This is a genomic window from Mesorhizobium sp. M0496 (assembly GCF_040321205.1).
Classification (GTDB): Bacteria; Pseudomonadota; Alphaproteobacteria; order Rhizobiales; family Rhizobiaceae; genus Mesorhizobium.
This window is the reverse complement of sequence record NZ_JAMYRC010000029.1, coordinates 49,039-61,763: the sequence shown is the minus strand read 5'-3', so window position 1 is coordinate 61,763 and position 12,725 is coordinate 49,039. Positions and strand designations below refer to the sequence as shown.

Genomic DNA, 12,725 nt, shown 5'->3' with positions numbered 1-12,725 from the left:
CCGCGAAGGCCGTGATCATTGGAAGCTCCACCAACAGAGTGCCCGGAACGACGAAGATATCCCTCGCTTGCAGAAATTACTCGACACGATCCGCAGTCGCGAGAGCGCAACCATCAGTCGTGGGGTTAACTCAAATGACACGTTCAGACTCCCCGAGTTCGGGAACCCATTCGGTTTCTTGTTTCTGATTTCTCCAAATTCGTGATTCCCATGCAGAGCTTCTACGAGGCAACTGTTTCCCGCAAAGTCTACCCACAACTGACGGGCACACTGGATACGCAGGTCTGCATCGTCGGTGCCGGGCTCGCCGGCCTATGTACTGCGCTCGGACTCGTGGAACGCGGCGTGCGCGACGTCGTGGTTCTCGAGGGCGAGCGGGTCGGCTTTGGCGCATCGGGCCGCAACGGCGGATTCGTCTTCGGCGGTTACAGCCTCGATAACGCCGACCTGCTGCGCACGCTCGGCCGCGACGAGGCACGTCGCCTGTACCGGCTTACAATCGACGCAGTCGACTTAATCCGGGCGCGGATTCCTCGCTACGCCATCGACTGCGACATCGTCGACCGGGGCGTGATGTTGGCAAACTGGTTCGACGATCAGTCTCGGCTGGACGGACTGCGCTCGCTGATGAAGCGAGAATTTGACGTTGTATGGGAGCCGGTCGCGACGGAAGCGCTGCGCTCACGGTTGAGGACTAGGCGCTATCACGGTGGTCTCTTTGAGGCTAACGCGTTTCATTTCCATCCACTCAAGTACGTGCTCGGCGTCGCCCAAGCGGCGATGCAAGGGGGCGCGCGTGTCTTTGAGCAATCCTCGGCCTGCGCGATTGAGCGCGACGGCATGAGCTTCGTCGTGCGTACGCCGGAAGGCGCGGTGCGGGCGAAAGATGTCGTGTTCGCAGGCGGTGCTTACACGCGAGGCGTATCACCCCAAATCGAGCAAGCCATACTGCCGATCGCGACCTACGTGATTGCAACTGAGCCGCTCGGTGCCCGCCTTGCCGAGGCAATTGACGCGTCGCATGCAGTCTATGATACGCGCTTCGCGTTCGACTACTACCGACCGTTACAGGACACGCGAATTCTTTGGGGAGGGCGAATCTCGGTGTTCAACCGTGATCCGGCCGCTATCGCGCGCCTACTCAGGCGTGACCTTCTACGCGTGTACCCGCAGCTCAAAGACGTTCAAATCGATCACGCTTGGGGGGGAATGATGAGCTACGCGCGCCACAAGATGCCGCAGATTGGTCGCACCGCTGACGGCCTCTGGCACGCGGTCGCATTTGGAGGGCATGGGATAGCCCCGACCACGGTCGCGGGTGAAACAATTGCCGCAGCACTAGCCGAGGGCAGACCGGTGCCAAAGAGCTTCACCACGTTTGGACTGACCCGTACGTTCGGCCTCGCGGGTCTTGCGGCCGCGCAGCTCACCTACACCGCATATCAAACGCGCGACATGCTCGCCCAACGCGTAAAGTTCCACGCCCCATAGATTAGGTAAAAAACAGTCATGAAATCAGCGGAACAAGTTCCGGCGGGCGGCCGATTGAAAATTGGCTTCATCCTTGGCCGCTCCTTTACTCTTTCTGCGTTCGCGCTGTTCGTGGACACTCTTAGGTTGGCGAGTGACGTGGCCGACAAATCCGGTAGGGTTTTCGCCGATTGGCAGGTACTAGGAAGCACCCCGCGCTTGATCCCCTCCAGTTGCGGAGTGCAGGTCGCGCCAACATCGGATTTCGTGGACCCAGTTGAGTTCAATTACCTCTGACCTGCCCCTAAGAATTTCCTCCATCTGAGATTAGAGTCCGGCCCTTGATCGAAGGACGGACTGATGAAGAGAAAGCGGTTTACGGCGTTGGTGCATGGGTCCGGACTTGAGCGGACGTCGATCTTTGAAGCGGCAGACTATGCCGTGGCCGCCTTGCGGCGGGCGGATTTCGGGCGTGAACAGCAAGGGGATGCGTCGGGCGACAGTAAGGTAGGAGGGCGCAGCGAGGCTGGCCTCCTGGCAGCGAGCGCGGATCTCGGCCACGACAGGCGCGAGCGGCGGAGCCTCCAGCACCAGCCATTGCTCACGCAGTGTCGCGGCGATGATCTCCTCGATGCCCTCATGAGGCCGCTTTTTCCGCGTGCCGGCGGTGCGCGGCAGCAGCGACGTCACTGTCCGATCGGCGCAATAGCGCGCCAGCAAATTGTAGACCTGGCGGGTCCACAGGCGCAGCTCGGCGGCGGCCCGATCGACTGTGGCGCGCCGTGGTCCCGCCCCATCGAGGATCCTGTCCAACTCGCGGGCTATGCGGCGCGCCGCCAGCCATTGTTCATCAGCCGGCGACAAAGAAGCAGGGGCGGGTATTCGCATGTGCAATCGGTGCGGCAAATCGAGCGATCAGTGAAATCGTTAGCGGGAAATCGTGGCTGTCTTACCGCCCAGACCTAACGGGCACATGACGTTCGGGCGTTTGAAATCGGGAAGTGAAAGCGACAGAAGACCTTTTGGCTCGGCTCGACGAACGCGTGCACAAAAGCCCGGTCCGCGACGGTTTTTTGCAACGCCAGCATTTTGCTGACGCAGCGGCCGCGCTGTGGCTCGACGGTGAGCTCGTCCACACCGAAGACCTCGTCCTGCACGACGCCCATATGGACATCCGCACCCCGACCCACGAACTCACCCGGGCGCATGCCGTGCTGCGCGCCCGCCGCCGCATTCTTTTGCACCCACCCGACTGGGCGCTTTCTCGCGTTGGCGTCATGGCGCTACGCGGCCGCGAAGGGCAGGGCGGGCGCGATGGGGCGCGTCCGGGACAGGCCGGCTCCGAACCCGATGCCGCGACGGCGGCCGCCGGGGCGGACGATGACGCCGGCGAAAGCCTTGCTGAAGACACCGACCAGGCGGACGCTCTTGCCGAGGAGCTCGCCGAGATCGATGCCGTGCTGGCCCGCTCCAGCCGGCTGCTGGCCAGCAAAAAGTTCGCGCCGCGCGCGGCGGACAGCCCGGAGGTGAATACGGCAGGGCAGGGGGCAAACGCGCGGGAGGGCTTGCCGGACAGTCTCGGGCCGCTGATCCGCGATCTCGACTGGGACGAGGAACAGCGGCTGGCCGACTGGCTCGCCGTCGTCGACAAGCTGCGCGGCGAAAACATGCCGGCCGTGCTGGCCGCGGCGATCGCCTGGGAGGCGTGGCAAGACATCGAGCCGCTGCAGAACCAGCATTGGCTCGGCACGCTGCTGGTCGCCGCGCTGCTCAGGGAGCTCGGCAAGGTTGGCTCGCATCTTTTTTGCCTGAATGCCGGACTGCGGATCATTCCGTGGGAGCGGCGGCGGGCGCGCGACCGGACTACCCGGCTGCTTGCTGGCCTCGACGCATTCGCCGAAGCCGCCGGGCTCAAGGAATTCGACCGGCTGGCGCTGGCCAAACCCAGATGGAGCGTCGGCTCAGGAGCCGGCGAAAAAGCTCGAGTCTGCCGGCGTTGGTCGAGCTCGTGCTGGCGCGGCCGGTGGTGTCGGCCGGTCTGATTGCGGCCGAGCTGAAAATCAGCCAGCGCGCCGCGCTCGACCTCGTCGCCGAACTCGGCATCCGCGAGGTGACGGGCCGCGGGCGCTACCGAGCGTGGGGAATCGTGTGAAGGCTAAAGTAGTAGAATGCCAAGATTGATTGCCACCGGTCAGAGCGTCTGAATACGCAATCGGCGTAGGCCGATTGGGCCAACAGGGAGGGGAGTGACCGCGACATAATTCGGAAGCGGACGATAATGACGAAGCCGAAGCCCGGAGACACATACGCGTCATTTGCCGACTTGGCCGCTCATGAGCAGGCTGGCAGCGATTACGACATTTCGCTCTCGACCGAGACTCTGGCGTGGCGTGTCGCGCCGCACGGTGGACGGATCGAATACGGAATCTGAGCAATTCGTGCCGACGTTTCAAGTTGCCGGAAGGGGATCGAGGTAACGTTGAAGCGGTGCTGGAAACCCTGCACCGCTCGGGCCAGTATCAGGGTCGCGGGGTGCGATGTTGAGCCAAGGCAATCTTAACACGGCACCGCTGACGCTCTTCCTTGCCCTTCATCTGTCGGTTTCCTCAGCTTCGACGACCGCGCGTTCAGCTTCGGACGTCTGGCCTGCTGCCGGTTTCGTGGACACCGAGATAAGGTGTTTAACGGAACTGGAGAGTTGGAATGCAAAGAAGGAAGTTCAGCCGCGAGTTCAAGCTTGAGGCGGTGAGATTGATCAAGGATCGGGGCGTTGCGGTGGCCCAGGCTGCCCGCGACCTCGATCTCCACGAGAATGTGCTGCGCAAATGGGTGCGCGAGCTGTCGACCGATCCGCAGCATGCGTTTCCCGGTCATGGGCAAATGAAGCCGGAGCAGCAGGAGATCGACCGGCTACGCAAGGAAGTGGCGAAGCTGAAGGCGGAGCGCGACATCCTAAAAAACTGTCACGGGCCATGGCCCGCCTGTGCGCGGTAGAAACAGCCCATGCTATCTCGGACCTCGGAGGGTAGCGGCCGTCAGCTTATTGGAGGCACAGTCCCCGTTAAAAAACGTGGTCCATGGGTGCATGCGAACTTGAGAGTGGTGACGCCGTTCCTGCGGTGATCCCGATTAGGAAGATGAAGATTTAGCATGGCCCAGACCCTCCTGCCGACAATCGTATGGAGGATTTGCTATGCCCAAAAGGAAGACCGGTGACCGCCCGGAATTGAAGCCGGTCAATGCTGGTGCCGCTGGCATCGACATCGGATCAAAAATGCACATGGCAGCGGTCGACCCGGGCTGCACTGATACGCCAGTGCGAGCGTTTGGCACATTCACGCAAGACCTGCATGATCTGGCGGACTGGTTCAAAGCGTGCGGCGTGACCAGTGTCGCGATGGAATCCACCGGGGTCTATTGGATCCCGGCCTATGAGATTCTTGAGCAGCACGGGTTCGAGGTCATTCTGGTCAATGCGCGTTACGCCAAGAATGTGCCTGGGCGCAAAACAGATGTCAGCGATGCCGCGTGGCTCCGCCAGCTCCATTCCTACGGATTGTTACGCGGGAGTTTCCGTCCTGATGCCGAGATCGCAACTCTGCGCGCCTATCTGCGTCAGCGAGAGCGGCTAGTGGAATACGCAGCCGCCCATATCCAGCACATGCAGAAGGCCCTGATGGAGATGAATCTGCAACTTCACCACGTTGTCTCCGACATCACCGGCGCGACCGGTATGCGGATCATCCGGGCGATTGTAGCGGGCGAGCGCAATCCCGATGTATTGGCGACCTACCGCGATGTGCGCTGCCATTCCTCTATCGAGACGATCCGCGCTGCACTGGTGGGCAACGACCGGGACGAACATGTCTTCGCCCTGACCCAGTCGCTGGAGCTTTACGACACCTATCAGGCCAAGATGCTCGACTGCGATCGCAAGCTGGAATCCTTGATAGCGGCGCTGACTGACAAAGGGACCAAGCCGGTCGGCAAGCTCCCCAGGCCGCGGGTGAAGACCAAGCAGGTCAATACACCATCGTTCGATGTGAGGACCGCTCTATACGGCGTGCTTGGCGTTGATCTGACCGAGATCCATGGATTGGGTCCGTCACTCGCGTTGAAGCTTATCGGCGAGTGCGGCACGGATCTGAGAGCTTGGCCGAGCGCCAAGCACTTTACCTCCTGGCTGTGTCTCGCGCCGGGGAACAAAATCTCCGGCGGCAAGGTGCTCTCTTCACGCACGCGGAGATCATCCAGCCGGGCAGCAGCGCTGTTGCGGTTGGCGGCCACGACTATCGGGCGGAGCGATACGGCGCTCGGAGCATTCTATCGTCGGCTGTCCTCTCGTGCGGGCAAGGCGAAGGCCGTGACGGCGACCGCCCGCAAAATTGCGGTCCTGTTCTACAACACCCTCAGGCACGGCATGACCTACAGGGATCCGGGCGCCGATCACTATGAGGAACAATATCGCAGCCGTGTCCTCGCCAATCTGAAGCGGCGCGCCAAATCGCTGGGCTTCGTTTTGCAAGCTGTTCCATGCGACACTGAGGCGGCTGTTTCTTAGGAAGGCCGCAGCCTACTTCGCGAGGGAAGTGACGTGAAGTTCGCTTTCATCGCGAGGCACCGGAACATCTGGCCGGTGGCATGGCTTTGCAGTGCGCTGGATGTGTCCCGCTCAGGCTTCCATGCCTGGCTCGACCGCAGCCCCAGCGCTCGCTCCCGGGATGACGAAATCCTCGTTTCCAGGATCGACCGTAGCTTCAAGAGCAGCGACCGCACCTATGGCGCCCGTCGCGTCTGGCACGACGTGCTGGCTGAGGGGCTGTCCTGCGGCCTGCATCGCATCGAGAGGCTTATGCGGGAGAACGGTCTGCGTGCCAGGCCTCGGCGCCGCGGACTGCCGAAGGATATGGGCGAGCGAGCGGTTGTGTCGGACAACCTCCTTGACCGCGCCTTCGAGGCCTCGGCGCCGAACCAGAAATGGGTCGCCGACTTCACCTATATCTGGACCGCCGAAGGATGGCTCTACGTTGCCGCCGTGGTCGACCTGTTCTCCCGGCGGGTCGTCGGCTGGGCGATGAAGGCCGAGATGACAGCACAGCTCGTCACCGACGCCCTCATCATGGCGATCTGGCGCCGGGGCAAGCCCGACAGCCTGCTGCATCATTCCGACCAGGGATCGCAAGGCGGATTCAAGCGGTCGTCGCAACACTCTGAAGTTGGAGGTTGCGATGAGCATTCGAAAGCGGCGATCGGCACGGTCTGGACGAGCGCCATTGCCTTCACCAGGACGGCCGCCTGTGGCGGGGCGCGATGAACAGATTAGATTCTGGCGGGCGATCGCCGCGGGGCTGGGCAGCGAAGATGCTGCGCTCGAAGCCGGAGTGTCGCAGCCTGTAGGAACCAGATGGTTCCGAAAGGCGGGCGGTATGCCACCAGCGATGTTCAGATCCTCGGCGAAGCCGCTCTCTGGGCGGTACCTGTCATTGGTGGAGCGCGAAGAGATCGCACTTCTCAGGGTACAGGGCCATTCCATGCAGGAGATTGGGCGCCGGCTCGGTCGGTCCGCCTCGACAATTTCCCGTGAACTGCGGCGCAACGCGGCCACCCGCAGCGGCGGGTTGGAGTATCGGGCGACGACTGCTCAGTGGCATGCGGATCGATCGGCCCGTCGGCCCAAGCCGACCAAGCTTGCGTTCAACGCAACCTTGCGCACTTATGTGGAGGAGAGACTTGCTGGCGTTGTCGTGGCCCCGAGCGGCGCTCTCGTTCATGGTCCCACCGTTACGTGGAAGGGCCGCCGGCATGGCCCGCGAAAGGATCGGCGATGGGCCAGGGCCTGGAGCCCGGAGCAGATTGCCCGACGCTTGCCGATCGACTTCCCGGACGACAAGACGATGCGCATCAGCCACGAAGCCATCTATCAGGCCCTCTTCGTTCAAGGCCGTGGAGTGCTGCGCCGCGAGCTGACGGCCTGCTTGCGAACAGGACGTGTATTACGGGTCCCCAGGGCGCGCGTACGTAGGCGAGGCAAGGGCTTTGTCTCACCGGAGATCATGATCAGTCAGCGTCCCGCCGAAGCGGCCGATCGAGCGGTGCCGGGACATTGGGAGGGAGACCTCATCCTCGGTCTTGGCAGCTCGGCGATCGGCACGTTGGTCGAGCGCACGACGCGCTTCACGATGCTACTGCATCTTCCCCGGCTCGTGGGGCATGGCGAAGCTCCGCGCACGAAGAACGGACCTGCGCTCGCGGGACATGGAGCTGAGGCCGTGCGTGACGCGATTACGCGCACCATCATCACCTTGCCCGAAGAGCTACGCCGTTCGCTGACCTGGGATCAGGGAGCCGAAATGGCCCAGCACGATCGTCTCACGATCGATGCGGGTGTGCGGGTCTACTTCTGCGATCCGCAAAGCCCATGGCAGCGCGGCACCAACGAGAACACCAATGGGCTGCTGCGTCAGTACTTCCCGAAAGGCACCGACCTGAGCATTCACAGCGCCGACGAGATCGCCGCCGTGGCAGCGGCCCTCAATGCACGGCCGAGAAAGACCCTGGGTTGGAAAACGCCGGCAGAAGCGCTTGACGAGTTGTTGCCATGAGTGAACACAATCGGTGTTGCGACGATCGCTTGAATCCGCCCAATACACGAGCGAGCAGTTCCAGCGCCTGATGGCCGATCACGGCATTACGTGTTCGATGAGCCGGTCGGGCAACGTATGGGACAATGCTGCGATGGAGAGCTTCTTCTCGTCGCTCAAGACCGAGCGGACAGCCCGCAAGGTCTACAGGACGAGGGATGACGCCAGAGCGGATGTGTTCGATTACATCGAATGCTTCTATAACCCCCGGCGGAGGCACTCGACGCTGAGCTATCTTAGCCCCGTGGAGTTCGAGGAACAAGCTATGTTAGCTTAACCTCGTGTCCGAAAAACCGGCAGCAGGCCAGTCAAAGCGACCTTATAGCCGATTTCTACAAGGAACTTGTCTAGACGCTCGATCAGTCCTGGCGACTGCTCAATATGGACGACAACCCATTGGAAGGCGCTGAGCGCTGCACGTTGCTTGAGCGGGTCCCAAAGACGAGCGATCCCCAATAGATCGATCGGTGCGAGCGCAATCAGCCCGTTTTCCTCGATCGCTTCTCGGACGCCGTTCTGGAAGCCTTCCGCTACAATCATGCCCAAGGCGGCGCGCTGACGGACCTCATGGGAGAAATGTTCGAACGTGGCCACCTGGTCCATGCTGACGACGAAGTGCTTCACCTCCGCCGAGATAATCAGCCGGTCACCCTCCCAGGCATCGATGTCACCTATGCCCTTCGTTCGAGCGGACCCTGCACGGACCTTTCTCGCCTCGACTTGGAGGTGAGGCGCGTCAGCCCGAATGAAACCGAACACCATCGCTTGGAAGACGGCCCCGGTCGGCTCGCCTTTCGCTCGCGCTCGGAAATCGAACTGCTCAAGCAGGAGCTTAAATACCGGTGGGTCTACACGAACCAACGAAGGATCGAAGACGACGGCTTCCATTTCATCGAGCACGAACTGCTTTGCCCGCTCGCGGACCTCAACGAGTTGTTCTTCGCTGAACGTGACGAGAGCATCCAGCCAATGCCGATAGTCGCCCCACTTGCCGGTCGCGTAAGGTGGGGACCGCGGGAAGCCAAGGCGCTTTTTCTCGAAGATATAGAAATAATGGATCCGCTCGTACGCCGGTCGGATCGTTTTCTGACCTTTGCCGTATCGCACGGTTAACGTGCTTACACCCTCGGTGATGAGCGGATATTCGGCGAGGAAGGCATCGAAGTTGGAGAAACCACGACCTGGCGTCGGGATTTCGAGGAGGAAATCGCAAAAGGCGGGAAGAAGGCCGCCGACGTATTTTCGGATCCGGCGACCGAGTCCTTCACCCCGGAAGTCCTTGATCATGTCTTCGATGATGTCGTCTGGCGTCACGAATCAGATCTCCCCAATCTGACCGTAGCTGAAATCAGGCCAAAATCGACTCCGACACCTCGATTGCCGCCAATTGCTTGATCGATTTCTTGGCAAGCGTGAAATACTTCTCGTCCAATTCGACACCCAGGCTTTCGTAGCCAATGGCGTTCGCTGCCGCCATCGTTGATCCTCCGCCCATAAATGGATCGCACACGACGCCCTTGCCGAGCGGTAGTGACGCGCGTACGACCTGGCGCATGAAGGCCTGAGGCTTCAAAGACGGGTGGTTCGCGATTTTTCGTTCACTCGACGGGGTCGGGCGCGACTTGATCATGTCGCCGAAGGGCTGGTCGGCCGAAGGCCGACGGAAGCCACCTGTACCCCACTTACGAAGGTTATCCTGGACCCGACCTTCTAGAGGCGTTCGCAAGACCACCCAAGGTTCCCATTGCGAGCGGGGCATGACGGAAACGCCATCAAATTCGTGATGAGCATTTTTCGGCCGGTCGCCGCCGCGCATAGTCATCACCTGGCGCGCGAGGTATCCCCGCAGTTCGAGGCCGGCTTCCGACATGGCGCTGCCGACAATGTGCGCAAGCAAAGGGTTTGCGGCGACGACGACGTTGGCTCCCGGCACGCCAGCACGCAGCATCAGAACGCCGAGGCGTTTGAAGAAGGCGTGAAGATCTTTGCGGTCGTTCTCGCTGAGGATCGTGAACCTGGGAAGTGGGGCGCGGACGTGCCCATCGAACGATGGCGGGAAGCGCCAGACTCCCCCCTTGCCGGTGCGCAATTTTTCCTTCTCCTTTTCGGTATATTCTACCACACCATACGGCGGATCAGTCACAAACGCGTGGATCGAGCGCTCGGGCCGGTTGGCCAACCACTCGAAACAATCCGCCTGGAAAATGAGCGCCTTGCCGATCTTCGCCGAGGCGATTGGCTCCGCTCGCCCGCAATGGCCATTAGCCTTCAGCCGGTAACGCCCGCGCTCGGTACGTTCGAATAAGTCCGGCGTGTTGATGTTAAGGTATGATCGCACCGACGAAACTGGCACTTCGCCCAGGGTTGTTCGGACACCCGACGTGATTTCACTGATTGACGCGTCGTCCACTGCTGTCGCGAGGAACTCCACGATAGAGTCTCTGATTACCCCTGGCGCCAGCGTCATCGAATCGATACCTCTTGAAGGAAGCGAGTCTAGATCGTTTGACGTCTGGACGTCAACTGGGAGGAGGGTCATTCGGTTGCTCCAAAGCATGCGCCACTGACGCCGATTAATCCGCTAATGATTTTCGAAAAGACAAACGATGAAGCAATTTCTTCGAAGTGGTGCCGCGAAAGCCGCGCAACTAGCCAACATACACTCAAAAGAAATAAAGTTGGCGACGAGCGGCGCCGTAGTCGGTGGCGTAGCAGGCATGTCGATCGGCGGTGTTGGTGTCGTTGGGATGGGTGGCGCGACCGGATTCGGTTTCTTGACTGTAGCTCTGATCCTAGCTGCCGCAGGTGCTTTAGTCGGAAGTCGAATAGGCGTCTGGCTCGATCAGAAAGGCTAGCCGGACTGGAGTGTGGAGTTCTCCGCAGCCCAGCGATGGACACGTAGACGGCAAGAGCGGCAGCGGAAGCTGCAGAGGGATTAGCTTCGGCGTCCGCGGATATTATTCGGCATCGGGCTGAGATGCTTCTATTGCCAGCACATCCAAGGCCTCAATCTCCTGCATCACCTTTCCGGCGATGCCTTGCAAGTCGCCATACATCCCGACGGTCGACTCGATTACGCCTTGTATCTGAGCCTCGCGCTTGGCCCATAGGCGTGTTGTGGCCTTGCGTTCCCTGGCCAGGTCCTCCTGCATATCAAGAGAACTTTTCGACGATCGCCTCGACGCGATGGCGGAACCGCGGACCGGTCAGATAGCCATAGACCTGCTCCATTTTGGTAGCCTGGCCGTCCTGGGCGAGGCGAGAGTTCGCCAGCTCGATAAGGGATTGTCGCAGCATGATTGCGATCGGCATCGCGCATTTGGGATGGGCGACATAGACCCCGTCCAGAAGATCGAAGGTTTCCACACCGGGAGGGAGCGCTTCCGAGATCATAAGCGCGATATCCGCTTTGGCGGCTCGTTGATCCGCCCTGAGCTTCCCCAGCCAACCTTGGCTCCGGCTGGCAATGAGGGCTTCCAGTTCGAGCTCCAGAACCTCGCCCTGCAGCTGCTGGGAACCCTGTTCCGCTCGGCGCTTCAGCTCCTCAATCTGACGCTGCATGCCGGCGATCTGTTCTTCCTTTTCCGCAACCTTCATTTTAAGACCGTCTTCGGCTTCCGACCTCGCCTTGACGCGAACGGCGTCCAGCCCCTCCTGGATCTTCCTTTCGATGGTCAGCGCCATCTCGCGCTTTTCGTCGTCGAGCGCACACTGCTTTTTCAGGAATTCCGCCTGTTGCTGCTGGGCCTCGGTGAGCTTTTCGTCGCGCGCCTTCAACGTCGCCTCCAGTTCGGCAAGCTTCCTGTCCTTGTCCTCTAGGTCTACCGAAAGCAGCAGTTTTGCCTTGCGGGCTTCCTCGATCGCGATTCCGGCACGCTCAAGCTTGATTTGCTCAGCCACCTGGTTGTCGATGTCCTCTTTGGCGGCGGCGATCTCGGCCTGCTGGCGCTTAAGCTCCTCTTCTCTGGCAGCCATCGATGCCTTGTTCTGCGCCAGGCGTAATTCGTATTCTCACGCGTGGCGGCAATCAAAGGGGCCGCGAGCGACTCATTGAGCTTGATTTCCGTCTTGCAGCTTGGGCAGCTGATTGTCGGCTCATTGAGAATCCTGTCCCCCTGCAGCATGGTATTGTTCGGCTGGATGGTCATCTGCGCGCTGCTCCCTGAGGAATCTGTTTTAGGACACGCTAGACTATATCTCGCCAGGCGTTTTCGGAAAAGAACAAATAGTGAACTGATGGGGTTTCTCCCGCCGCAAAGCCAGGGGAGGCGCTTCTTAAACTTGTTTTTCGGAATGATCGCCTGCGCGGGCGGCGGCAACCTCAGCCTCGACTCGATTGCCACAGAGGTCGATTACCTCGACGTGTATTTTTCGAAATGTCGAGATCGCATGCAAATGCCGAATTCTGTCTTTTTCGCCTGGACGTGGCTGAAAGTTCGCTGGCCTGATTCTTTCATTGCGCCGGCAATTCCGCCAGCTATTTCAGCTTCGCGTTTCCGTTCGAAACTGAAATTTCTATCCGCGCTGATTGAGACCGTGATGTCGTCAAATTCACGCCTTTGACCCATCGGAGACCTTCATCATCCGCGTTGCGAATGGCAGCAATGCGACGCA

General features: G+C 60.6%; 8 protein-coding genes and 7 pseudogenes. 11 read left to right on the top strand and 4 right to left on the bottom strand.

Features of this window, described 5'->3' with window-relative positions; genetic code table 11:
* The first annotated feature begins 210 nt into the window (after positions 1–210).
* Both NKI73_RS22515 and NKI73_RS22510 read left to right on the top strand, forming a co-directional pair.
* Positions 211–1,491 carry an NAD(P)/FAD-dependent oxidoreductase gene (locus NKI73_RS22515; RefSeq protein ID WP_031241863.1) on the top strand — a complete coding sequence of 427 codons (1,281 nt, stop codon included), beginning with the start codon at positions 211–213 and terminating at the stop codon, positions 1,489–1,491.
* Between the two features lie 18 nt (positions 1,492–1,509).
* Positions 1,510–1,764: pseudogene (locus tag NKI73_RS22510) on the top strand (type 1 glutamine amidotransferase family protein); the annotation flags it as partial.
* A 171-nt stretch (positions 1,765–1,935) separates the two neighbouring features.
* On the opposite strand, the pseudogene NKI73_RS22505 reads toward NKI73_RS22510, so the two are convergent.
* A pseudogene (locus tag NKI73_RS22505) lies at positions 1,936–2,376 on the bottom strand (Mu transposase C-terminal domain-containing protein); the annotation flags it as partial.
* A gap of 95 nt (positions 2,377–2,471) precedes the next feature.
* Here NKI73_RS22505 and NKI73_RS22500 point away from each other — a divergent pair.
* The 7 genes and pseudogenes from NKI73_RS22500 to NKI73_RS22470 all read left to right on the top strand — a co-directional run.
* Positions 2,472–3,622 (top strand): annotated as a pseudogene (locus tag NKI73_RS22500) (RHE_PE00001 family protein).
* 126 nt (positions 3,623–3,748) lie between these two features.
* The gene (locus tag NKI73_RS22495) at positions 3,749–3,901 is read left to right on the top strand and encodes a poly-gamma-glutamate hydrolase family protein (RefSeq protein WP_023785128.1); all 153 of its coding nucleotides are present in this window, start codon (positions 3,749–3,751) and stop codon (positions 3,899–3,901) included.
* A gap of 272 nt (positions 3,902–4,173) precedes the next feature.
* Positions 4,174–4,428, top strand: a pseudogene (locus NKI73_RS22490) (transposase); the annotation flags it as partial.
* A gap of 235 nt (positions 4,429–4,663) precedes the next feature.
* A complete protein-coding gene (locus NKI73_RS22485) occupies positions 4,664–6,031 on the top strand; it encodes an IS110 family RNA-guided transposase (protein WP_352633031.1) in 1,368 nt (455 codons plus the stop codon).
* Positions 6,032–6,652, top strand: a pseudogene (locus tag NKI73_RS22480) (IS3 family transposase); the annotation flags it as partial.
* 46 nt (positions 6,653–6,698) lie between these two features.
* A complete protein-coding gene (locus NKI73_RS22475) occupies positions 6,699–8,072 on the top strand; it encodes an IS30 family transposase (RefSeq protein WP_352633030.1) in 1,374 nt (457 codons plus the stop codon).
* A gap of 34 nt (positions 8,073–8,106) precedes the next feature.
* Positions 8,107–8,388: pseudogene (locus NKI73_RS22470) on the top strand (IS3 family transposase); the annotation flags it as partial.
* On the opposite strand, the gene NKI73_RS22465 reads toward NKI73_RS22470, so the two are convergent.
* Positions 8,385–9,425 (bottom strand): hypothetical protein, encoded by a 1,041-nt coding sequence (locus tag NKI73_RS22465; protein ID WP_023785135.1) that lies wholly within the window; start codon positions 9,423–9,425, stop codon positions 8,385–8,387. The pseudogene NKI73_RS22470 and the gene NKI73_RS22465 overlap by 4 nt on opposite strands.
* A gap of 34 nt (positions 9,426–9,459) precedes the next feature.
* Entirely contained in the window at positions 9,460–10,650 is a 1,191-nt protein-coding gene (locus tag NKI73_RS22460; protein WP_352633029.1) for a DNA-methyltransferase, read from the bottom strand.
* Positions 10,651–10,717: 67 nt separating this feature from the next.
* Here NKI73_RS22460 and NKI73_RS22455 point away from each other — a divergent pair, with 67 nt between their 5' ends.
* The gene (locus tag NKI73_RS22455; RefSeq protein WP_023775552.1) at positions 10,718–10,966 is read left to right on the top strand and encodes a hypothetical protein; all 249 of its coding nucleotides are present in this window, start codon (positions 10,718–10,720) and stop codon (positions 10,964–10,966) included.
* A gap of 102 nt (positions 10,967–11,068) precedes the next feature.
* Here the strand turns inward: NKI73_RS22455 and NKI73_RS22450 are convergent.
* A pseudogene (locus NKI73_RS22450) lies at positions 11,069–12,259 on the bottom strand (DUF2130 domain-containing protein).
* Here NKI73_RS22450 and NKI73_RS22445 point away from each other — a divergent pair.
* On the top strand, positions 12,162–12,674 hold the full coding sequence (locus NKI73_RS22445) for a hypothetical protein (RefSeq protein ID WP_156942073.1): 513 nt from the start codon (positions 12,162–12,164) through the stop codon (positions 12,672–12,674). The pseudogene NKI73_RS22450 and the gene NKI73_RS22445 overlap by 98 nt on opposite strands.
* Positions 12,675–12,725 lie beyond the last annotated feature (51 nt).